Source organism: Rappaport israeli, from assembly GCF_001888055.1.
In the GTDB taxonomy this organism is placed as follows: domain Bacteria; phylum Pseudomonadota; class Gammaproteobacteria; order Cardiobacteriales; family Cardiobacteriaceae; genus Rappaport; species Rappaport israeli.
Genome location: NZ_LXHZ01000026.1, coordinates 84,784 through 107,095 on the forward strand (window position 1 = coordinate 84,784; position 22,312 = coordinate 107,095).

At 46.6% G+C, this 22,312-nt stretch carries 20 protein-coding genes, 1 tRNA gene and 5 pseudogenes; 21 read left to right on the forward strand and 5 right to left on the reverse strand.

The window, feature by feature from the left end; all coding sequences use genetic code 11:
• Positions 1-11: 11 nt before the first annotated feature.
• The 4 genes from A5N84_RS08005 to metG all read right to left on the reverse strand — a co-directional run bounded on the left by A5N84_RS08005 (position 12) and on the right by metG (position 4,249).
• Positions 12-836, reverse strand: coding sequence for a factor H binding protein domain-containing protein (locus A5N84_RS08005; RefSeq protein ID WP_072281951.1), 825 nt, complete (start codon positions 834-836; stop codon positions 12-14).
• A gap of 109 nt (positions 837-945) precedes the next feature.
• Positions 946-1,398, reverse strand: coding sequence for a ribosomal protein S18-alanine N-acetyltransferase (rimI, locus tag A5N84_RS08010; protein WP_072281952.1), 453 nt, complete (start codon positions 1,396-1,398; stop codon positions 946-948).
• Positions 1,379-2,167 (reverse strand): alpha/beta hydrolase, encoded by a 789-nt coding sequence (locus tag A5N84_RS08015; RefSeq protein ID WP_072281953.1) that lies wholly within the window; start codon positions 2,165-2,167, stop codon positions 1,379-1,381. Before A5N84_RS08015 ends, rimI begins: the two co-directional genes overlap by 20 nt.
• 27 nt (positions 2,168-2,194) lie before the next feature.
• Positions 2,195-4,249 carry a methionine--tRNA ligase gene (gene metG / locus A5N84_RS08020; protein ID WP_072281954.1) on the reverse strand — a complete coding sequence of 685 codons (2,055 nt, stop codon included), beginning with the start codon at positions 4,247-4,249 and terminating at the stop codon, positions 2,195-2,197.
• Positions 4,250-4,398: 149 nt separating this feature from the next.
• Here metG and A5N84_RS08025 point away from each other — a divergent pair, with 149 nt between their 5' ends.
• Together A5N84_RS08025 and A5N84_RS08030 are read left to right on the forward strand one after the other, a co-directional pair.
• Entirely contained in the window at positions 4,399-5,454 is a 1,056-nt protein-coding gene (locus A5N84_RS08025) for an FUSC family protein (RefSeq protein ID WP_072281955.1), read from the forward strand.
• A 43-nt stretch (positions 5,455-5,497) separates the two neighbouring features.
• Positions 5,498-5,574, forward strand: a tRNA-Arg gene (locus A5N84_RS08030).
• Between the two features lie 237 nt (positions 5,575-5,811).
• Here the strand turns inward: A5N84_RS08030 and A5N84_RS08035 are convergent.
• A complete protein-coding gene (locus tag A5N84_RS08035; RefSeq protein WP_072281956.1) occupies positions 5,812-6,465 on the reverse strand; it encodes an alpha/beta hydrolase in 654 nt (217 codons plus the stop codon).
• Between the two features lie 45 nt (positions 6,466-6,510).
• Here A5N84_RS08035 and lptM point away from each other — a divergent pair, with 45 nt between their 5' ends.
• From lptM to hisIE, 19 genes and pseudogenes are all read left to right on the forward strand, one after another.
• Positions 6,511-6,642 (forward strand): LPS translocon maturation chaperone LptM, encoded by a 132-nt coding sequence (gene lptM, locus A5N84_RS10055; RefSeq protein WP_143324892.1) that lies wholly within the window; start codon positions 6,511-6,513, stop codon positions 6,640-6,642.
• Between the two features lie 79 nt (positions 6,643-6,721).
• Positions 6,722-7,458, forward strand: a pseudogene (locus tag A5N84_RS12095) (diaminopimelate decarboxylase family protein).
• Entirely contained in the window at positions 7,415-7,927 is a 513-nt protein-coding gene (locus A5N84_RS10950) for a diaminopimelate decarboxylase family protein (RefSeq protein WP_198923882.1), read from the forward strand. Before A5N84_RS12095 ends, A5N84_RS10950 begins: the two are co-directional and overlap by 44 nt.
• A pseudogene (gene leuC, locus A5N84_RS08050) lies at positions 7,924-9,323 on the forward strand (3-isopropylmalate dehydratase large subunit). Before A5N84_RS10950 ends, leuC begins: the two are co-directional and overlap by 4 nt.
• Positions 9,324-9,941: a 3-isopropylmalate dehydratase small subunit gene (gene leuD / locus A5N84_RS08055; RefSeq protein WP_072281957.1), complete on the forward strand. Its 618-nt coding sequence runs from the start codon at positions 9,324-9,326 to the stop codon at positions 9,939-9,941. It abuts the pseudogene before it with no gap.
• Entirely contained in the window at positions 9,938-11,020 is a 1,083-nt protein-coding gene (gene leuB / locus A5N84_RS08060) for a 3-isopropylmalate dehydrogenase (RefSeq protein ID WP_072281958.1), read from the forward strand. The genes leuD and leuB overlap by 4 nt, the downstream gene beginning before the upstream one ends.
• 97 nt (positions 11,021-11,117) lie before the next feature.
• Positions 11,118-11,846, forward strand: a complete 729-nt coding sequence (locus A5N84_RS12100) for a type IV pilus assembly protein FimV (protein ID WP_072281959.1) — start codon at positions 11,118-11,120, stop codon at positions 11,844-11,846.
• Positions 11,847-11,878: 32 nt separating this feature from the next.
• Complete coding sequence (locus A5N84_RS08070; protein WP_072281960.1) at positions 11,879-12,745, forward strand: LysM peptidoglycan-binding domain-containing protein; 867 nt, start codon at positions 11,879-11,881, stop codon at positions 12,743-12,745.
• Between the two features lie 37 nt (positions 12,746-12,782).
• Positions 12,783-13,691 carry a FimV/HubP family polar landmark protein gene (locus tag A5N84_RS08075; RefSeq protein ID WP_072281961.1) on the forward strand — a complete coding sequence of 303 codons (909 nt, stop codon included), beginning with the start codon at positions 12,783-12,785 and terminating at the stop codon, positions 13,689-13,691.
• A gap of 51 nt (positions 13,692-13,742) precedes the next feature.
• Positions 13,743-14,537, forward strand: a complete 795-nt coding sequence (truA, locus tag A5N84_RS08080) for a tRNA pseudouridine(38-40) synthase TruA (RefSeq protein WP_072282014.1) — start codon at positions 13,743-13,745, stop codon at positions 14,535-14,537.
• 246 nt (positions 14,538-14,783) lie between these two features.
• Positions 14,784-14,945 carry a hypothetical protein gene (locus A5N84_RS10320; RefSeq protein ID WP_158008684.1) on the forward strand — a complete coding sequence of 54 codons (162 nt, stop codon included), beginning with the start codon at positions 14,784-14,786 and terminating at the stop codon, positions 14,943-14,945.
• A gap of 49 nt (positions 14,946-14,994) precedes the next feature.
• Positions 14,995-15,891, forward strand: a complete 897-nt coding sequence (gene hisG, locus A5N84_RS08085; protein ID WP_072281962.1) for an ATP phosphoribosyltransferase — start codon at positions 14,995-14,997, stop codon at positions 15,889-15,891.
• 11 nt (positions 15,892-15,902) lie between these two features.
• A pseudogene (gene hisD, locus A5N84_RS13525) lies at positions 15,903-17,196 on the forward strand (histidinol dehydrogenase).
• 10 nt (positions 17,197-17,206) lie between these two features.
• Positions 17,207-18,306, forward strand: a pseudogene (gene hisC, locus A5N84_RS08095) (histidinol-phosphate transaminase).
• A gap of 9 nt (positions 18,307-18,315) precedes the next feature.
• Positions 18,316-19,401 carry a bifunctional histidinol-phosphatase/imidazoleglycerol-phosphate dehydratase HisB gene (gene hisB / locus A5N84_RS08100; RefSeq protein WP_072281963.1) on the forward strand — a complete coding sequence of 362 codons (1,086 nt, stop codon included), beginning with the start codon at positions 18,316-18,318 and terminating at the stop codon, positions 19,399-19,401.
• Between the two features lie 3 nt (positions 19,402-19,404).
• Positions 19,405-20,028, forward strand: coding sequence for an imidazole glycerol phosphate synthase subunit HisH (gene hisH / locus A5N84_RS08105; RefSeq protein ID WP_408633849.1), 624 nt, complete (start codon positions 19,405-19,407; stop codon positions 20,026-20,028).
• An 8-nt stretch (positions 20,029-20,036) separates the two neighbouring features.
• Positions 20,037-20,799, forward strand: a pseudogene (gene hisA / locus A5N84_RS13530) (1-(5-phosphoribosyl)-5-[(5-phosphoribosylamino)methylideneamino]imidazole-4-carboxamide isomerase).
• A complete protein-coding gene (gene hisF / locus A5N84_RS08115; protein ID WP_072281965.1) occupies positions 20,769-21,551 on the forward strand; it encodes an imidazole glycerol phosphate synthase subunit HisF in 783 nt (260 codons plus the stop codon). The pseudogene hisA and the gene hisF overlap by 31 nt, the downstream one beginning before the upstream one ends.
• 1 nt (position 21,552) lies before the next feature.
• Entirely contained in the window at positions 21,553-22,173 is a 621-nt protein-coding gene (gene hisIE / locus A5N84_RS08120) for a bifunctional phosphoribosyl-AMP cyclohydrolase/phosphoribosyl-ATP diphosphatase HisIE (RefSeq protein ID WP_072281966.1), read from the forward strand.
• Positions 22,174-22,312 lie beyond the last annotated feature (139 nt).

The following is a 22,312-nucleotide window of genomic DNA, read 5'->3' on the forward strand; positions in this document are numbered from 1 at the left end:
CAAACATGAAACTACGCTAAGATTTTGTTGGAATTACCTAGCTTGTTTGCCAGCAAATCCAACGACTGGGATATCATAATCACCATGGGTGATATCTTTTCGATAAAGCCAACGATTTCTTCAGCATTTTTACCATAGAGGTAGGCTTTATATTCGTATGAACCAGCTTGAGAGCTTTTTGCATCGCCACTGAATTTATTGCCTTTTAAATCAGCAGGTCTTAGGAGGAAATTGCCATATGAAGGGCTTTGTACGGTTCCATAGCCAGCTTTCTTAGCAAAATCAACGGTATATGCAAAGTTGCCGTTATGCCCTTTGTCATCAAAAGAGCTGCCTTTGTAATTAACAAGACCAGTTACAGGCAACTGTTGAACTGGAACGCCGTTGTGTAATGCCCCACCTTCGTTCTTATTTACCTGCGATTTTCCTATGGTAACGAAAGAATAATCATTGAGGTAGCTAAAGAGTTCATGGTTTTCTTTTACTACTTTATTTCCTTTCTTACTAGAATAGATTGCGTTGTTTTTTTGATAGCCTTTTTTTGTGAGTACACTGCTTAAATCAACATTGGCGCGCTTGTCGTTTCTGCCTTGTAAAATGACAGTATTGCCAACAGCAACGATGTCATTAAAACCGAAATCATCATCATGAGTAACGTATTTAGTGAAGTTTGTGGCGCTAGTATTTGCAGAAGGTTGTTGCACCTGCGGTTTCTGAGTTTGTGGGTGTTGAATTTGTGGGCGTTTAGAGTGGGTCATATTATTATTTGAGCCACCGCAAGCGCTTAGTCCAATTGCTGCTGCAATGGCAAGCGTTAAGTTTAAAGTATGTTTCATTATTTTTTCCTTTTGTTGATTGAAAAAGTCGCAAGTTTTGAACTTGCGGGCGCAACTATAGCTTATTTTTATTTTTTAAGCATGATTTTTTATTGAGTGAGTAGGCGTGTTATAAACGGTGGGTTTTTCTGTAAATAAACGCTGTTTCGCGGTGTTGATTTGAGGGCGTTGGGGGGTAGTAGTGATGGCGTTTTGCGATGCGCTGGTAGCCAAGTTTTTGATAGAGTTGTTGGGCGGGTATATTACTTTGTCGCACTTCCAGAAAGCTGGTAGTGATATGGTGGGTTTGTAGGTAGGGTTGGCTGTGATGATAAAGATTCTGGGCAATGCCTTGGCGTTGATAATTGGGAGAAACGGCGATGCCAAGGAGGCTGGCTTCATCACTGGCAAATTGCCAGACAATGTAGCCGATGAGTTGTGCTTGGAAATCAAGGGCGGTTAGGGTGAGATGGTCGTTGGCACTGGCTGGGTAAACCTGTTGACTATGCGCCAGTTGGATAAGCGCGCTTTGGTGGCGCGCTTGTAGGGGAGTGATGGAATAGTTATTCGTGGTTATCGGCATGAAAGACGAAGTGCTCACGAATATGAGAGGCAACAAAATAGTAGCTGTGGTCGTAGTGAGGACGTTGATTTAAATAGGTTTGATGGGCTTTGGGAAGTTCGGAGAGCGCGTGCTCTAGGCGTTCGATGTGAATTTGTTTACCAAGGAGTTGATCATCTGCTCCAATATCTATCCAAGTGGGGATGATTTTTTGGTTTTTTGGGGTGAATTTTGCGATGGGGTCTAGGTCGGTTTGCGGTGTGGGGGTTAGACTGTTAAACCACGGGGTGTTGCCAAAGCCTATCCAAGGTGAGAAGAGAGAGAGGCTTCTAAATTGCTCAGGATAGGTGAGCGCAAGATTAAGCGCTAAAGTGGCGCCAAAGCCAAAACCCATAATGCTTCTGGTTTCATAGGCGCGGAAATGATGTTCGATAACGCTGGGAAGATATTCGGTGATGTAGGTGGTGATGGCGTTATGCTCTTGTTGATAGCGCGCAAGGCGTTCGCTTACCTCGCCTTGATAATTGCCAAAAATATCTGGAATCACAACAATCATATCGTAGCGATTGGCGTAGCGCTGATAATCAGATTGGCTAGCGGTTTTATGTGCGCTGGCGTGGATATCAGGTAGATAATAAATTACTGAGCAATGTTTATTTGCCATAGTCGCTTCTGGGAGATAAATCGCCAATTCAATATGGCGATCGAGTGGCTCGGCAAGGTCTTGATAGTAGCGTTGCTGTCCTTTAAAGCTGGTATGTTTGCGCAGTAGTTCAATTTGATGGGTCATGATGAGTTCCTTTTCTATTGTCTGGAATTAGCGGATTTTCATGCCTGCTTTGGCTTGTTCGCCGTTGGGATTGAGCAGATGCAGTGTTTGCCCATCGCCTGCTGCCAAAATCATTCCTTCAGAAAGACCAAAGCGCATTTTGCGCGGTTTGAGATTGGCAATGTAGGCAACGAGTTGCCCTTCAAGGTCTTGTGCTTGGTAGTGGTTTTTAATGCCAGCAAAGACATGGCGTTGTCCTAGTTCACCAACATCTAGAGTAAGGGAAAGGAGTTTATCTGCCCCTTCGACTGCTTCAGCGCGCACGATTTTAGCCAAACGTAAATCAATTTTGGCAAAATCGTCGATATTAATATGGGCACTTTCTTCAATTGGCGGTGTGCTGGATGGTTGATTGGCTTGATTAGTTGTTGAATTGAGTTGATTTTCTTGTTGCATATCTTCTTTACTGTCCTTAATGATAGAGTCAATCTGTTGGGGCTCAATGCGTTGCATGAGCGGTTGATAGGGTGCAAGGGTTTGGTTGATGAGAGGCTTTTCTAGGTCTTGCCATTGAAGTGGCTGGGTTTGTAAAAAAGCTTCGGCATCTTGAGCAAGTTGGGGAAGAATGGGTTTTAATAAGATGATGAGTTGATAAAAAGCATTTAGCGCGATGGTGGCGATCTCTTGCACGCTGGCTTTATCTTCGGGATTTTTGATTTTGACCCAAGGTTTTTGTTGGTCGATGTATTCATTCGCGCGGTCGGTTAATTGCATGATTTTGCGAACGGCGTGGGAATATTCGCGCTTTTCATAGAGTTCAGCAATGGCTTGTCTTTCGCTTTGTAAGTGCGCAAGAAGGGGGGAATCTGGCAGTTGTGCGCTGAGTTTGCTGTCAAAATGTTTATGGATAAAAGGAGCGTTACGACTTGCAAGATTAACCAGTTTGCCAACGAGGTCGCTGTTGATGCGCTGGCGAAAATCTTCGAGGTTAAGGTCAAGGTCTTCTACTTTGGCGCTAAGTTTGGCGGCGAAGTAGTAGCGCAAATATTCAGGGCGTAGATGTTTTAAGTAGGTATCTACTTTAATAAAAGTACCGCGCGATTTGCTCATTTTTTCGCCATTGACGGTTAAAAAACCGTGGCAGTAGATGCCTGTGGGCTGGCGGTGATTGCTGGCATGGAGCATGGCTGTCCAAAAGAGGGTGTGAAAGTAGGCGATGTCTTTGCCGATGAAGTGATAGAGTTCTGTTGTGCTGTCTTTATGCCAAAAATCGTCAAAATTGAGGTTTTCTTTGGCGCAAAGCGCTTTAAAACTTGCCATATAACCAATGGGGGCATCTAGCCAAACGTAGAAGTATTTATCCTTTTCTTCAGGGATGTTAAAGCCCCAATAGGGCGCATCTCGTGAGATGTCCCATGCTTGTAGTCCTTCGTTAAACCATTCAGCAAGTTTGTTGCGCATGCTCTCTTGAATATCAGCGGTTTCTAGACGCTGTTTTAAAAAGCTTTCAAATTGCGGAAGGTCAAAAAAGTAATGCTCCGATTGGCGCTCTTCGGGGGGGGTATTGGAAAGGACTGAATAAGGATTGATTAAATCCAGTGGGCTATAGGTTGCCCCACAAGCTTCGCAGTTATCGCCGTATTGCTCAGGCGTATGGCAGTTGGGGCAAGTTCCTTTAACGTAGCGGTCAGGGAGAAAGATTTGTTTTTCTGCATCGTAGGCTTGGGAGATGGTTTTTTTGAGAATATAACCTTGCTGATTGAGGGTGGTGTAGATTTGTTCGACGAGTTGCTGATTTTCGGGGCTGTGGGTGCTGTGGTAGTGGTCAAATTCAATGAGAAAACGGCTGAAATCGTGTTGATGTTCGCGCTGGGTTTTGTCGATGAGTTGTTTTGGGGTAATGCCTTCTTTTTCAGCGCGCAACATGATGGGAGAGCCGTGTGCGTCGTCGGCGCAAATGTAGTAGGTTTCATGACCGCGTAGGCGCTGAAAGCGTGCCCAAATATCTGTTTGGATATACTCAACGAGATGTCCGAGGTGAATGGGCCCGTTGGCGTAGGGTAGGGCGCTGGTGATAAGAATGCGTCGGGTTGTGGCAGGCATGCGGTCTGTCCTTGTTTTCGCTAAAAAGGCGCTAGTGTAGCAAAATTATGGGGGGTTTGTCTGTTGTGTGTTTTGCTATGTTTTAGGGTTTAACTTACAATCAGGCGGATAAAAGAGGGTGTTTTGTTAGGGCTTTGTAGGAGGTGTTTGTGCGTGTAAATCATACAAAGTTTATCGATTGGCTGAAGGATTTGCCTAGGCGGTTAAAGCGGGCATTGCGTCCAGCATTTGTATCGGCATTGGCGGGGTTGGTGGCATGGCCTGTGTCTTATTATGTATTGGGGCATTCTTTGCCGTTGTTTGCCATGATTGCGGCGGTAGCTTGTCTTGCCCCTGGAGTGCCTAATCATGGCTCGCAAAGTTTGATGATTGTATTGGGGGTTGGCATTGGGGTATTTTGCGGTGAGATGATTTTGCTATTAGGACAGCAGGCGTTGTTTGTTTCTATTCCATTGGCAACTTTTGTGGCGATGAGTGTGGCTGCCTCGTTTGGGTTTAAACCAGTCGTTTCAACACAGGCGGCGGTTTCCTCGGTGTTGATTTTGTCTTTTGGCCCTCAAACGGCGGGGCTTAATCGTTTTTTAGATGTGTTGGTAGGTGCATCCGTTGCCCTTATTTTTAGTCAGGTAATTTTTACGCCCGACCCTGTAAGTGGGCTGACAAAGGCGCGTGATAATTTATTAGAACGACTTTTAACAGCTTTTCAGCATAGCAGGCAGGGATTGATAGAAAAGCAAGCAAGCACAGCTCGATTGGGCACAAATGTGATGGTTAATGCACATCAGCATCTGGTGGTTTTTGATGATACGATTACCAGCGCATTACGTAATACGCCTTGGTCAATTCGTGGTCGATTGCGTTTGCCATTGGTTAAGTCATTGGCAAGACATTATGATAGAAGGGCAATCCGATTATATGCGGCAGCGGTGTTGTTGTGTGAATCAGTAGGAGATGGCCTGCGCAGTTTTCAAGCTGGTGAAGCTTCTGAGCCACCAGAACTGTTATGTGAGGAAATTGAAAAAGTAACGGCAGAGGTGCGCCAGTTTATGTCTAAAGATTTTCAGGCGGTGGTGTTTCATGAGATTGCACCTTTACAGGCTATGGGGAAAGAGTATGAAGTTTGGTGGCATTGTTATAAGCGGATTTGTGATGTGCAAGCAGTGCTTAGACGGATTACTTCTGAACCGCCCGAACAATCGAAATGATTTTTTAGACGCTGCCAGTTGGTTATGCTAAAATCCGCGCTTACCGCCCGTAGCTCAGCTGGATAGAGCGTTGCCCTCCGGAGGCAAAGGTCAGAGGTTCGAATCCTCTCGGGCGGGCCAGCCGCATAAAATACACACCGCAACCATCGCGGTGTTTTTTTATTTAAATGAAATACATTGCACCAGTTTAAATTTATCGGCGAACCCTACTATTTCTAACCCTTAATGCACCCTAAAATCACAAAGCGCTTAATCTTCGGATTAGGTGCTTTTTTATAACTACTTGCTAAGCGCTGAATTTAATAAAGTGAAAGTCAGAGAACTTAAATTAATTTCAATGGTTTTTACTTGTAATGTTTAAAATCCAAGTTGATTGAGCCATTGCGCGATGGCTTGGATTTGTTCGCTGTTGACTTCGTGTGCCATGGGGTAGCTTTGCCACTGTGGTTGGTAGTTGAGTTGGATTAGGGTGTTATGCGCTTGCTGTCCTAGGCTGTAGCTGACGATGGGGTCTTGTGTGCCGTGCATTTGTAGGATGGGGAGGTTGGGGTTGGTGGCGGGGGTTAAGGTTTCGGGCATTAGAAGGTAGCAAGATAGGGCGAGTATGCCAGCGCATGGGGTGCGTAAACCTGTGTGTAGTGCCATGGCGCCTCCTTGTGAGAATCCTGCAAGGAGGATGTTTTTTGCAGGGATGCCGTTTTCTTGTTCTTCTTCTATGAGTTTTAGGAGTTGTTGATGGCTTGTGTGGATGCTTTGTGGGTCGCTGCTTCTGGCGTTGATGTTAAGTTGGGTGATGTCGTACCAAGCGCGCATTGGGTAGCCGTTGTTTATGGTGATGGGGCGTATGGGGGCATGGGGGGAGGAGGACGCGCGTACGGGGGCTGTAAATTCAGATGGGGGAATGATGGGGGCGAAGTCGTGTCCGTCTGCGCCTAGGCCGTGTAGCCAGAGGATGCTGTGGGTGGCGCTATTTTTGGCTGGGTGTGTGATTCGTTCTAGGGTCTGTGTCATAATGGCTCGCTTTTTTTAATATGATTTTTGGGTAGATTAACGGATATGCGGTATGGTTTTCTAGTGTTAATGTTGTTTTTGTCGGCGTGTGGTCAGAAGGGGGCGCTGTATTTAGAGGGGGATGAGGCGTTGGGGATGGGGTCTGATGTGGGTTTTCAAGGAGGGTTAGATGAGTGATTATAAATTAAATGAATCATTGATGGCGGTGGATTGTGATGTGTGGGCGGTGGTTGATTATGAGCAGGGACAATATTTTATGGAGGGGGTGGCGCTAGAGGGGCTTGTGGAACAATGGGGGAGTCCGTTATATGTTTATAGTGCAAGTTATATTAAGGCGCAGGTGGCGCGCTATAGGGCAGCGGCGCAAGGAGGGGAGGTGTCGGTGCATTATGCGGTTAAGGCAAATGCTAATTTAAGTTTGTTGCGCTTGTTGGCGGAGCTTGAGGTGGGGTTTGATGTGGTGTCTGTGGGGGAGATTGAGCGGGTGATGCTGTGCGGTGGGCGCGCAGATAAGATTATTTTTCTGGTGTGGGGAAGTCTGAGGCGGAGATTATGCGCGCGCTGGAGGTGGGGATTGGGTGTTTTAATGTGGAATCGGCGTTTGAATTGCAGCAGATTATGCAGGTGGCTACGCGGATGAAGACGGTTGCGCCAATTGCTTTAAGGGTTAATCCTAATGTGGATGCGAAAACGCATCCCTATATTTCAACAGGGTTGAAGGAGAATAAATTTGGTGTGCCGTTGGAGGATGTGGTGGGGTTGTATGAGTTGGCGCGTGATTGTGAGTTTGTGCAGATTAAGGGGGTGGGGTGTCATATTGGGTCGCAAATTACGACGCTTGAGCCTTTTTTGCAGGCGTTAGATGGTGTGCTTGAGTTGTGTGCGCAGTTGCAGGCGCTGGGTATTGCCATTGAGCATGTGGATATGGGGGGCGGTTTGGGGGGTTTGTGTGACTGGGCAGGCTGTGCCAAGTGTGGAGGCGTTGGTATCTGAGTTGTTAGCGCGTTTACAAGGGACTGGGTTTGGGTTGCAGTTGCAGCCTGGGCGGTCGTTGGTGGGAAATGCTGGGGTGTTGTTAACGCAGGTGCTTGGGGTAAAGGATGCAGGTGAGCGTCGTTTTGTGGTGGTGGATGCAGGGATGAATGATTATATTCGTCCAGCGTTGTATCAGGCCTATCCGCAGGTGAAAAATCTTTCTAGACGGCAAGAGGAAGGGGCGTTGGTGGATGTGGTTGGGCCTGTGTGTGAGAGTGCGGATGTATTTATAAAAGATTGTAAGTTGGAAGTTGTGGCTGGCGATAGGCTGATGTTTAGTGGGGTGGGGGCGTATGGTATGGCGATGGCGGGGCAATATAATTCGCGCTTGCGCCCTGCGGAGGTGTTGGTTGAAGATGGGCAGGCGCGCGTAATTCGTAGACGAGATAGGCTGGAGGATTTGTGGGCGGCGGAGATTGATGTATGAGACCCTTGACTTTATACGAGAAAATTTGGAATGCGCATGTGGTGGGGGAGTTGATGGGCAGTCGTTGCTGTATATTGATCGGCATTTTATTCATGAGGTCACTTCACCGCAGCCTTTTGAGAGTTTGCGCGCTAACGGGCGAAAGGTGTGGCGTGCTGCGTCGATGCAGGCGGTGGCTGACCACAATGTGCCAACGCTTGAACGTGAGAAGGGGATTGTTGATCCTGTGGCGAGAGTTCAGGTGGAAGCGCTGGAGAAAAATTGCCAGCAATTTGGGGTGTCGTTGTTTGCGATGGATGATGTGCGTCAGGGCATTGTGCATGTGGTGGGCCCTGAGCAGGGGTTAACGCTTCCTGGTATGACGATTGTATGTGGGGATTCACATACTTCAACGCATGGCGCTTTGGCGGCGCTGGCGTTTGGCATTGGGACGTCTGAGGTGGAGCATGTGATGGCAACACAGACGCTGATGCAACATAAAACAAAAACGATGCGTATTACAGTAGAGGGGGAGCTCGCTGAGGGGGTGTGCGGTAAGGATGTGATGTTGTTTATTATTGGCAAAATTGGTGCTGATGGTGGGATTGGTTATACGCTGGAATTTGCAGGCTCGACAATTGAGGCGTTGTCGATGGAGGAGCGGATGTCGGTTTGTAATATGTCGATTGAAGCAGGGGCGCGCGCAGGTTTGATTGCGGTGGATAAAAAGACGCTGGATTATGTGCAGGGGCGCAAATTTGCACCTAAAGGAGAGATGTGGGAGAAAGCGCTTGCTTATTGGCAGACGCTAAAAAGTGATGAGGGAGCGGTGTTTGATCGTGAGGTTAAAATTGATGCGAAAGAAATTTTGCCTCAGGTGAGTTGGGGAACTTCGCCTGAGATGGTGTGCAATATTGATGGCAGGATTCCGCATTTAGAAGAATATGCGCGTGAAGGCGCGCGCGAAACGGTGAAAAAAGCGTTGCAATATATGGGGTTGTCGTCTGGGCAAAGGATTCGAGATATTGCAATTGACGCTGTGTTTATTGGTTCATGTACCAACGCGCGGATTGAAGATTTGCGCGCTGCCGCGGCAATATTAAAAGGAAAGAAAATCGCGCAACGCATTGAAATGGCATTGGTTGTACCAGGGTCTGGGTTGGTCAAACAGCAGGCAGAATTAGAGGGGTTAGATCAGATATTTATTGAGGCGGGATTTGAATGGCGTGAGCCTGGGTGTTCGATGTGTTTGGCGATGAATGCCGACCGTTTACCTGCAGGAAAGCGGTGCGCATCGACCTCTAATCGTAATTTTGAAGGACGACAAGGACAAGGTGGGCGAACGCATTTGGTGAGTCCTGCGATGGCGGCGGCAGCGGCAGTTGCTGGACGTTTTGTGCATTTTTCGGAGGTGTAGATGAAGGTTTTCACACGTGAATCTGGGGTAGCAGCACCATTGGCGCGCGACCATATTGATACCGATGCCATTATTGCTAAACAGCATTTAAAAGTGATTACAAAATCTGGGCTGGGGCGGTATTTGTTTTCTGACTGGCGTTATTTAGAAGACGAAACGCCTAATGCGGAATTTGTATTAAATCAACCTTGTTACCAACAAGCTAAGTTTTTAATTTCAGGAGAAAATTTTGGCTGCGGTTCGTCGCGTGAACATGCGGTATGGGCGTTGGATGATTTTGGTATTCGCGCTGTTATTGCAAAATCTTTTGGCGATATTTTCTATAACAATTGCTTTAAAAATGGGGTGTTGCCCGTTCAATTACCTGTGGCAGCGGTGGATGAATTATTAGCGCGCGCGAGCAAAGAGCCTTTGATGTTAACTATTGATTTGCAGGCGCAAACGATTGACAGTAAAGAGCAGGTCTGGACGTTTTTAATCGATAAGGCGCTGAAAAAAATATTGCTTGAAGGATTAGATGCCATTGGACAAACATTACAGCATCAGCAGGCAATTCAAGCATTTGAGAGAGTATATGCACAAAAATTCCCATGGCTTTTTAAAGGAGAGAAACTGTGAAACAGGTTTTATTATTGGCAGGAGATGGGATTGGTCCTGAAATTATGGCGCAGGCGAAAAAGGTGTTAGCGCTACTGCGTGCCCACGGTTTGGCGCTTAATGTGCTGGAAGGCAATATTGGAGGAGCTGGGGTAGATTCTGAAGGTGTGCCTTATCCAGAGAGTACGCGCGCCTTGGTAGCGCAAGCCGATGCGGTGTTATTAGCATGCGTGGGCGGTAAAAAATGGGATAACTTACCACGTGATTTGCGCCCTGAGCAGGGGCTTTTGGCGATTCGTGCGGATTTGGGTGTGTTTGCGAATTTGCGCCCTGTTAAAGCCATATCAGCACTTTCTGAACAATCTTCTTTGAAAAAGGAATTAATCGAAGGACTGGATTTGTTGATTGTGCGCGAGTTAACAGGAGATATTTATTTTGGACAACCGCGTGGCATTGAAATGCAAGAAGGTGAGCGCATAGGCTTTAACACGATGCGCTATAGCGAGACAGAAATTAGGCGCATTGCCAAGGTGGCGTTTGAAGCGGCAAGAGCGCGTAATAAAAGCGTGTGTTCGATTGATAAAATGAATGTGCTGGAATGTTCGCAACTTTGGCGAGAGGTTGTGCAAGCGGTGAGCGCGGATTATCCAGATGTTAGGCTAACACATATGCTGGTAGATAATGCCGCTATGCAGTTGATTAGACAGCCTAAAGCCTTTGATGTGTTATTAACAGGTAATTTATTTGGCGATATTCTTTCAGATGAAGCCTCTATGCTCACTGGCTCTATTGGACTGTTGCCCTCAGCATCTGTGCGCGAAGATGGCGTGGGATTATATGAACCCATTCATGGCTCAGCACCAGATATTGCAGGACAAAATAAAGCCAATCCATTAGCGATGATTTTATCTGTTGGCATGATGTTGCGCTATAGCTTAGAACAACCCCTGCTTTGTGAAAAAATAGAACAAGCAGTTGAAGCGGTTATTAATCAAGGATTGAGAACTGCCGATATTGCCCAAAAAGGGCAAGAAATCGCTACAACCGATGAAATGGGTGAAGCGGTTTGCGCGCAGTTACAGCAATTGTTGGCACTATGATTTTTGTTATTTGCAGATAGTTCATGTACTGCTATAATCGCAACCAATTAACCCCTGCACGCTAGGTAGTGTGGGTATTATTTTACAAGGAGTTATCATGAATGGTCGTCACTTTCCTGCACGTTTAAAATTAAGAAATGCCATTATCACAGCATTAGGCGTTGGATTTTCTTCTCTTGCTATGGCAATTGGCTTAGGACCTATTGAGGTCAATTCTTATATTGGACAACCATTAGATGCTTCTATTAAAGTCAATGGATTGTCAGCTAGTGCAGCAGAAAGAAGTTCAGTCTCTCTTGCCTCAATTGCAGATTATCAGGCTAGAGGCATTGAAAAATTACCCACGCATGACCAATTAAAATTCACGCTTGTGCCTAGCGGTAACAGTTATGTTATTAATGTTGAGTCTAAAGCAGGAATACGTGAGCCATTTATCAATTTCTTACTGACCATGAACGGTGAAGGCGGGACAATCACCCGTGAATATGCCGTATTTTTAAATCCTAATCCTGCGGTTATATCAGGAGTTGCGCCTAATGAAACACAGGCAGCACCTACTGCCACTGTAACCACCACTACAGCTACTGATAATGCTAATGTAGGCGGTTGGGGTAATGTTGCTTTATCTGAAGCACAACCTGTTGCATTAACACCACAAAAAAATCAAACAGCACAACCTGTTGCATTAACACCACAAAAAATCAAACAGCACAACCAAACCAAACACAGGGCGAGGCGCAACTGCAAGCCACTGCGGGTGTTTATACTGGAAGTACTTACGGGCCTGTTAAAGCAGGAGAAACGCTCTACTCTATTGCAAAATTAACGCGTCCTTCTGAAAGTGTATCAGTCAATAAAATGATGAACGCCATCTATAAAGCGAACAGAAGAGCGTTTGCTTCGCGTAATTTGAATAGCTTAATGGCAGGCTATACGTTGACTATCCCAGATTTGCAGGCTGTTAATAGCACTACAAAATCTCAAAGTAAAAAAAACACTAATAAGCAAAAAGAGCTCATTGAGCAATCAGTTGTTGAGAAACCCGAAAATCTTGAGGCGTACAACGAAGGATTAAACCAAAGCGCTGAGTCAATAGATAAAATAAGACAAGAGGTTGAGCCAACAGTTACTGATGCTGAAATGGTAGAAGTGGTTGCTGAAAATGTTGATGCATTATTTGCTGATGAGATGCCAGAAGATATTGCAACCGATACAATGGCGGCAACGGCAGAAATTGCGCATTCTAATCAAACTCAATTAAATCAAGTGGATGAAGAACAAGAGGTTTTTCCTGTTGATGGCGCTGATGAAATGCCAGAAGAGCAAGATGGCGTCGCAGATGAGATTTTAGAAGGCGCATTGCTATTAGATTCTCCTGAAAGCTTTGAGCAACCCTCTGATGCGAATGCGGACTTAGGAAATGAAAACAATCTCTCAGAAGATATAACACCCGCTGAAGAGGTTCAAAATGAAGAACCAGTTCAATCAAATGAAGAACCAGTTCAATCAAATGAAGAGTCAGTTCAACCATTGGAGAATACAGAATCTGTCGCACCATTAGAGGAGAGCGCACAGCAAGAAGCGCCTGTTGTTAGTCCTGATGTAACGGCGCAAACTGAAGCTTTGAATGCACAATTGGATGAATTGGATGAGCCTCTCTTGCCTTTATGGATGTTGGCATTAGGTGGGGCATTTTTACTGCTTTTAGTTTTGTTGCTTTTATAAAATATTGCGTGGGGAAAAAGCTCAAACAGAAGAAGAAATGAGCGAAGAAGAGATTCAGGCAATGTTGGCGACAATGGAAGAAGAAGGTCAGTTTGCTAATACTTTGAATTTCAATAAGTTAACGGAAAGTCCAGACGGTGAAGAGTTTGATGATATTTCCGCGCAAATGCAAGATCAAGATATTTTCCAAGATGATTTTCAAGAAGAAATGTTTGTAAACACGCCAGTGGCTGCAACAGATAGTGAAACAGTTGATGAAAGGCATGAAACGGTTGAAGAAGTGGATGATTTTTCAACGCTAGATTTTGATTTGAGCGATATGCAAACAGAAGAGGCGCAATCAGATATCGCCGAATCGGAAGATTTATTTATAGATGATTTTTCTACTGACATGGATGAACCTTCTTTTGCAAAAGGAAATAAATTATTTGCCGACGATACAAAAGAGAGCGCTTTTAAAGAAGAAAATGCGTTGTTTGCCGATGAATTTATTTTTGACCATTCTGATGGAAATGAGGCTGTTAATATCGAGGATGAGGCTTTATCATTTGAAACGTCTTCTAGTGCAGACGATATGAGCTCTCCTTTTGAGGACAATTCAATTGGCTTTGATTTTGACTTTGAAGTGGAAGATGAAACGACGAGTTTTGACTCTTCTGCTTTGTCGTCATCTTCTGAATTTATGCAAGATGATGATTTAAAGCTCGACACTCAAGAGGATTATGCCTTTATTGATTCTGAAGAAAGTAGCAATAATGCTCCGATAGGAAATGAGGTTCAGTCTTCTGAAAATATGGAGATTAATCTTGATTTGGCGCGCTCGTTCATTGTTACAGGAAATGGTGAGCGTGCATATGATTGGTTGCAAGAGGTTATTGAGTCAGGCAATGAGGCTCAAAAAGCACAGGCTCGTGAACTATTAGCGCAGATTAAACCAAAATCTTAAGCGGATAGTTAAGATTATTTCTTTGTTTTTATTTTAAATTTTATTCTAATGATGAGATATGTCGCTGGTATTGAATACGATGGCAGCGCTTATTCGGGCTGGCAGCGCCAGCCCTTTTTGCTTTCTACTATCCAAACGCAAGTTGAGCAGGCGCTTTCGCAAGTAGCCAATCATGAAGTGGAGGTTGTTTGTGCAGGGCGCACGGATGCAGGTGTGCATGCGTTAGAGCAGGTCATTCATTTTGATACAAATGCCAATCGCACATCTTACGCTTGGCTTGCGGGAACAAATCGATATTTGCCCCCCGATATTCGCTTGCAGTGGGTGCAGTCTGTAGCACAAAATTTTGATGCAAGACGCAGCGCGCAATGGCGAGAATATTGTTATTGTATTGCCCATGGTGGGCAGCCGAGCGCTTTATGGCGTAAGCGTCGCTATTGGCATCGCTATTCTTTGAATGCACAAAAAATGCATGAAGCGGCGCAAGTTTTATGTGGAGAGCATGATTTTAGTGCCTTTCGTGCTGCCGATTGTCAGTCTATAACGCCATGGCGTTTTATAGAGTCAATTACAGTGCGCGCGTTGAATGCGCATTTATTAGTCGTTGAGATTCGCGGAAATGCTTTTTTACATCATATGGTGCGTAATATTGTCGGGACTTTATTGGCGGTGGGGGATGAGCGTGAGCCTGTGCAATGGGTGGCGCAGGTGTTAGCCAGTCGTTCGCGTGCACAGGCAGGCGTTACAGCACCAGCGCATGGTCTTTATTTTAAAAAAGTGGGGTATGGCGCAGAGTTTAACTTGCCTTTGTATCGGTCGGCATTGGTGGATTGGTTAGGGGGGTGAAAATTGTCAGCATTTCTTGGATGGTGTTTGTTGCGAGATTAGGGGATGTTGTTTAAAAACTAATACGCGCTAAGCGCACGATTGAGCGTTTAGATTTATAAGTTTTTGCACTCTAAAAGCTTATTGCAATAGGCGCGCTTTATAATAAATCTTTGCTAGAGCGCACTTTGACTAAATGACTACCGTCTATAGGATTGGTTTTTATGTCTTGTTTGCACAGAGCATCAGCATGAGCGTTTGTGCTGGATGATTGAAGATATGCGGTTTGCTGGTGGGAGTGGATTTGCGAGTTTGTCTAAGCATGCGGTGGGTTTTGAAAGATATTTTAAACATGCTGGGCGGGTGGGAATGTATTTTACATTTGCTTTTATAGTTGGGGCGCTTGTACAAGGGGCGCTTTTACGCTAGTTTATTTTGCTTTTGCGCAAATTAGTATTGGGAGAATGCGTTGGTGAATATGTCGACATCTAGATTAAAAATTGCAATTCAAAAATCGGGGCGCTTAAGTCAGGATTGTCAGGAGTTGCTCAAGCAATGCGGGGTGAAAATCTATTGGAATGAGCAGCGATTAATTGCCTATGCTAAAAATATGCCCATTGAGGTGCTTAGGGTGCGTGATGATGATATTCCCGGTTTAGTTTTTGATGGGGTAGTGGATTTGGGAATTGTGGGCGAGAATGTGTTGGAGGAGTTGGAGTTAGACCGTTTATCTGCCAATGAGCCAACCAGTTATCGGCGTTTGCGTGGTTTGGAGTTTGGGGAGTGTCGTTTGTCGCTGGCGGTGGCTAAAGAGAGTGAATATACCGGTGTTGAGTGCTTGGCAAATGCGCGTATTGCAACGTCTTACCCCAATTTATTAAAGCGCTATATGAATAGTCGAGGAGTTTCTTATAAAAATTGTTTGTTGGCAGGCTCTGTGGAGGTGGCGCCAAGTGCGGGTATTGCAAATGCTATTTGTGATTTAGTTTCTTCTGGGGCAACGCTTGAGGCCAATGGATTAAAAGAGGTGGAGGTGATTTATCGTTCAAAGGCATGTTTGATTCAACGCGCAGGCGAGTTGGATAGTTTTAAGCAGTCGTTGGTAGATAAATTGTTGACACGTATTCAGGGAATTCAACAGGCAAGCGAGAGTAAATATATTATGCTGCATGCGCCTAAGGATAAGTTGGAGAATATTGTTGCGTTGTTACCCGGGGTGGAGAATCCAACTATTTTGCCGTTGGCGCATGATGCGTCGAAGGTGGCGATGCATGTTGTTAGTCAGGAAAATTTATTTTGGGAGACGATGGAGCGCCTAAAAGAGGCTGGTGCGAGTTCGATTTTGGTGTTGCCGATTGAGAAGATGTTGGTTTAATAGGGGGTTATGTGAAAATTATTCATTGGCAAGCGTTAGATGAGGGGGCGCAGGAAAAATTATTAGCGCGCCCTGCGCAGGCTATTAGTGCCTCAATTGCCCAGACGGTGCAGTCAATTGGTATGCGCGTGCGCATAGAGGGAGATGCGGCTTTATTTGAATTTGCTGAGCAATTTGATGGGGTCGCGCTGGATGCTCTACAAATCAGTGAGGCGGCGATAGCACAGGCATGTACGCGTGTGCCTGAGGCGTTGAAGGCAGCGATTTTAACGGCAAAGGAGAATATCGAGCGTTTTCATATGGCACAAAAGAGCGCGCCAGTTGATGTTCAGGTGCAACAAGGGGTGCGCTGTCAGGTGTTGACGCGTGCGATTGAAAAGGTGGGGTTGTATATTCCCGGAGGATCGGCGCCTTTGTTTTCTACGGTGTTGATGTTGGCGTTGCCCGCTAAAATTGCAGGTTGTCAAAAGATTGTGCTATGTTCGCCTGCACCTGTGAGTGATGAAATTTTATATACGGCGTGGTTGTGCGGGGTTAAGACGGTGTATGCGGTGGGGGCGCTGGTGCGGTATTCGCTCTACCTATGGCACACAAAGCATTGAGAAGGTAGATAAAATTTTTGGACCAGGGAATGCTTTTGTAACCGAAGCCAAGCGACAAGTGCTTGCTGATGGGGTTGCCATTGATATGCCTGCAGGACCTTCAGAAGTATTGGTGATTGCAGATGAGCAAGCAGATGCGGGGTTTGTGGCAAGTGATTTGTTATCTCAAGCGGAGCATGGTGCGGATAGTCAGGTTGTATTATTGACGCCGAGCGAGACTTTAGCGCAAGCGGTAGGGGATGCAATAAAGGCGCAGTTGGCGCATTTGTCGCGTAAAGAGATTGCTGAAAAAGCGTTGTTGCATAGTCGTTTGATTGTAACTAAAGATTTGGCGCAATGTTTTGCTTTGAGTAATCGTTATGCGCCTGAGCATTTGATTGTTCAAACGCAAAACCCTAGACAGTGGCTGGCAGAGATTGTGCATGCTGGGTCGATATTTTTGGGCGCCTATTCGCCTGAAAGTATGGGGGATTATGCCAGTGGGACAAATCATGTGTTGCCAACCTATGGGTTTGCGCGGACGCATTCGAGTTTGGGTTTGGCGGATTTTTCTAAACGCATGACGGTGCAGGAGTTGACGGAGCAGGGGTTTTTGACCTTAGCGCCTGCTGTTATGGCGATGGCTCAGGCGGAGCAATTGCAGGCGCATGCGCAGGCGGTGCGTTTGCGTGTTGAGGCTTTGAGAGATTCATTAGGTTCTTAGGCGGTTTATGATGAAAAAGACGGAAACGATAGTATCGTTGGCTAGGGAAAATGTGCGCGCGTTGACGCCGTATCAGTCAGCAAGAAAAATTGGTGGGGAGGGGACGATTTGGTTAAATGCCAATGAATCAGCGCATGCTCCAGATTTTGCGCCACAGGGATGAATCGTTATCCCAGCCCACAACCACAGGCGGTGGTGGCGGCATATGCGCAATATGCTGGGGTGTTGCCAGAAAATGTGCTGGTAACACGGGGTGGAGATGAGGGCATTGAGTTGTTGATACGTGCTTTTTGTGAACCTGCGGTGGCAGATTATGCTGGTGAGGCGATTTTATATTGTCCTCCAACTTATGGCATGTATGCGGTGAGTGCGCAGACGCTGGGCGTGCGTCAGGTTGTGGTGGCGCAACGTGCGGATTTTTCTTTAGATTTGGCAGAAATTGAGCGCTGTTTGCAGGAGGATGCGGGAATTAAGGTGGTGTTTGTGTGTCATCCGAATAATCCAACGGGGGCGCTGATAAGCGATAAGCAATTACAGGCGTTATTGGCGTTAACAGCAGGTCGGTGTGTATTGGTTATCGATGAGGCGTATATTGAATTTAGTGCGCAGGCGTCTTGGGTGAAAAAAATTGCGGATTATCCGCATTTGGCGATTATTCGCACGCTCTCTAAGGCGTTTGCGCTGGCTGGACTTCGCTGTGGGTTTGTGTTGGCGGATGCGGCGTTGATTGCGCTGTTGGCGAAGGTGATTGCGCCGTATCCCATTCCAACACCTGTAGCAGAGATGGCTACAACCGCGCTTAGCGCTGAAAATGTGCAGGGGATGTGGGCGCGAGTGCAAGAGGTTTTGGCTTTGCGTGAGCAGTTAATACAGGGGCTTTTGCAGTTGTCTTTTGTAGAAGAAGTATTTGATAGTGCTGGGAATTTTTTGTTGTTTCGTTGTAAAGAGGGTCAGTTGGTTTTTGAGGCGCTGTGGCAGGAGGGCGCGATTTTGCGCAATCAACATGTAGCGCTTGGATTAAACAATTGTATTCGCATGACGGTGGGCAGTCAGGTCGAGAATGAGGCGGTGCTGGCGATGTTGGCACGTTTGGAAAAAAGATTTACATAAGGAGTGCGTATGATGCCGACGTTATTTATTGACCGCGATGGGACGTTGATTGATGAGCCTAAAACTGATTTTCAAATTGATAGTTTGGAGAAATTGCAATTTGAGCAGGGGGTTATTCCTGCGTTGTTGGCGTTGCAAAAGCGCTATCGTTTGGTGATGGTTAGCAATCAAGATGGCTTGGGGACGCCTTCTTTTCCGCAGGAGGATTTTGATAAACCGCATGAAAAGATGATGGCGATTTTTAATTCGCAAGGGGTGGTGTTTGCTGATGTGTTTATTTGTCCGCATAAGCCTGAGGAAGGGTGCGAGTGCCGTAAGCCTAAAACGTTGTTGTTGGAGGATTATATTGCGCGTGGGGCGTTTGATTTAAAGAATAGTTTTGTAATTGGCGACCGTGAGTCGGATTTGCAGTTGGCGCAGAATTTGGGCATTAAGGGGTTGCGCTATCATCCTGAGCAATTAAATTGGCAGCATTTATCTGAGCAGTTGCTTGCGCTACCTGTGGCGGGAAATCCGCATCAGCCACGTGTAGCGGAGGTGGTGCGCACAACAAAAGAAACTGATATCCGCGTTAAGGTGTGGCTTGATGAGGCCGGGGTGAGTGAGATTGATACGGGGATTGGGTTTTTTGACCATATGCTGGAGCAAATTGCAACGCATGCAGGCTTTAGGTTGTCGGTGCGCTGTAAGGGGGATTTGCATATTGATGAGCATCATAGTGTGGAGGATACGGCGCTGGCGTTGGGGCAGGCGTTGCGTGAGGCGCTAGGGGATAAGCGCGGGATTGCGCGCTTTGGGTTTGTGTTGCCGATGGATGAGTGCCGAGCTAAATGTTGTTTGGATTTATCAGGACGTCCGTTTTTGAAGTTTAAGGCAAAATTTAGTCGCGACCGTGTGGGGGATTTTAGCTGTGAAATGACGGAGCATTTTTTCTATTCCTTGACTTATACGTTAATGGCGACGTTGCATTTATCGGTTAAAGGGGAGAATGCGCATCATCAAATTGAGAGTTTGTTTAAGGTGTTTGGGCGGACGTTGCGCCAAGCTATTCGTGTTGAGGACAATGCGTTGCCTAGTAGTAAAGGGGTGTTGTAAGCGATGGCTATGAAATTGGTCATTATTGATACGGGGTGTGCGAATTTGGCTTCGGTGCAATTTGCATTGCAACGCTTGGGCTATGCGCCTGTAATTAGTGCTGATAAGCAGGTGATTGCTGAGGCGGATAAGTTGTTATTGCCAGGTGTGGGGACGGCGGCTTTTGCAATGCGTAATTTGCAGGCGCGTGATTTGATTTCGCTGATTGTGAATGCTTCTCAACCGATGCTTGGGATTTGTTTGGGTATGCAGTTGTTAACGCGTGCTTCTAATGAGTCGGGTGAGGTGGGGGTCAAAAATGAGTGGGTAGAGACGTTGGGCTGTGTTGAGGCGACTACGCAGCGCTTGCCTGATTATGAGTTGCCTTTGCCTCATATGGGCTGGAATCAGTTGGAGATAGTGCGTGAGCATGCGCTGTTTGAGGGGATTAAATCAGGGGCGTATGTGTATTTTGTGCATAGTTATGCGGTGGCGGTGGGGGATTATACTTTGGCAAGTTGTGTCTATGGTGCGCCGTTTTCGGCGGTTATTGCGCGCGATAATTTTTATGGTATGCAGTTTCATCCTGAAAAATCAGGGGCGGTGGGGGCTAAGTTGTTGCGTAATTTTGTGGAGAATGTGAAATGACTCAGGAGATGGAGGGGGCGCCGATTATTCCAGCGCTAGATTTAATCGATGGGCAGGTGGTGCGTCTGTGGCAAGGGGATTACGCTAAAACAACGGCGTATGATTTTGACCCAATCGCGCAGTTTTCTGCTTATGTTGCTGGGGGGGCAAAGCAGTTGCATTTGGTGGATTTGACGGGGGCAAAAAATCCTAAGGCGCGTCAAATTGCGTTGATTGAGCAGATTGTGCAGGCGGTGGATGTGCCGATTCAGGTAGGCGGTGGAATTCGCAGTCAGGCGGAGGTGGAGGCGCTGTTGCAGGCAGGGGCAAATCGAGTGGTGATTGGGTCTTTGGCGGTTAAAAAGCCTGAGTGGGTGCAACGTTGGCTTGGGGGAATATGGGGCGGAGCGCTTGGTGTTGGCATTGGATGTCAATATTGATGCAAAGGGGGAGGCTTTTGTGGCGTTGAGTGGTTGGCAAGACAATAGCGGGGTGGCGCTATTTGCTTTGATTGAGCAATATTTGGCAGAGGGTTTAAAGCATGTGTTGTGCACCGATATTGCCAAAGATGGCACGCTCAGTGGGAGTAATGTGGGGCTGTATGAAAAGATTTGTACGCGCTATCCTCAATTGGCGGTGCAGGCTTCTGGTGGGATTGGGGGGCTTGAGGATATTTGGGCGCTAAAAGGTAGTGGGGTGGCAGGAATTATTGTAGGGCGCGCGTTATTAGAGGGTAAATTTGATTTACAAGGAGCAATAAGATGTTGGCAAAACGCATCATTCCTTGTCTAGATGTGCAGGCGGGTAAGGTGGTGAAAGGGGTGCGCTTTCGCAATCATGAGGTGGTGGGGGATATTGTGGCGCTTGCTCAGCGCTATGCACAAGCTGGGGCGGATGAGTTGGTGTTTTATGATATTAGCGCTTCGGCGGATAATCGGGTGGTGGATAAGCGCTGGGTTGAGCAGGTAGCGCAGGTGATTGATGTTCCTTTTTGTGTGGCGGGAGGGATTGCCTCTATTGCCGATGCTGAGCGGTTGTTTGCTTTTGGTGCGGATAAGATTTCGATTAATTCGCCTGCGCTTGCTAATCCTGAATTGATTACGCAGTTGGCGAATCGTTTTGGCGTGCAGGCGGTGGTGGTGGGAATTGATAGTTGGTTTGATGCGCGCTCGGGGCAGTATTGGGTGAATCAATATACAGGCGATGTGCAACGAACACGGCAAACGCAGTGGCAGTTGTTGGATTGGGTGCTGGAGGTGCAATGCCGTGGGGCTGGGGAGATTGTGTTGAATATGATGAATCAAGATGGGGTGCGTCAGGGCTATGATTTAACTCAGCTGGCATTGGTGCGTGAGCATTGTGCGGTGCCGTTGATTGCATCAGGCGGTGCAGGAGAGATGGTGCATTTTTTACAAGCTTTTGCAACAGGGGCGGATGGTGCGTTGGCGGCAAGTGTGTTTCATAAGCAGTTTATTGAGATTAAGGCGCTGAAGGATTATTTGGCACAAGAAGGTGTGGCAATACGTGAGTTGGAGGAGGGCTAATATGGCGCAAAAAATAATCTCTACGGCGGTAGATTGGGAGAAGATTCAGGGGTTGTTGCCTGTGGTGGTGCAAGATGCGCGCAGTGCGCAGGTGTTAATGCTAGGGTATATGAATGAACAGGCGTTAAAGACAACACAACAAACAGGGCGGGTAACGTTTTTTTCGCGCTCTAAAAATCGTCTGTGGATGAAGGGGGAGCAATCAGGGAATGTGCTTGAGGTGGTGGATTATAGTTTGGATTGTGATGGCGATGCGTTGTTGATTATCGCCAATCCTATGGGCCCGACGTGTCATACGGGGACGGTGAGTTGTTTTTCTGAGCTTGAGGTGCAACCTGATTGGGTGTTTTTTGCTGGGCTGGAGCGCCTGATTGCCTCTCGTAAAGGGGCGGAAGCGAACTCGTCTTATACCGCCAGTTTGTATGCGCAAGGCACTAAGCGCATTGCGCAAAAGGTTGGAGAGGAAGGCGTGGAGACAGCTTTGGCGGCTGCGGTGGGCGATAAGGCAGAAACTTGCGCGGAGGCGGCGGATTTGTTGTATCACTTGACGGTGTTGTTGCAAGATGCGCAGCTAAGCTGGCAGGCGGTTATGGAGGTGTTAAAAGCGCGGCATAAGGGATAGATATGATGCGGTGATGTGTGGGGTTAAGATGGGCGGTATTAAGGAGCAATTATGAGCGAAAGATTAGAACAGCGCTACACGCAAAAACAGGCGCAACAAGATGCGCGCAGGATTTATTTGCAGGAGTTTAGTGGGGAGC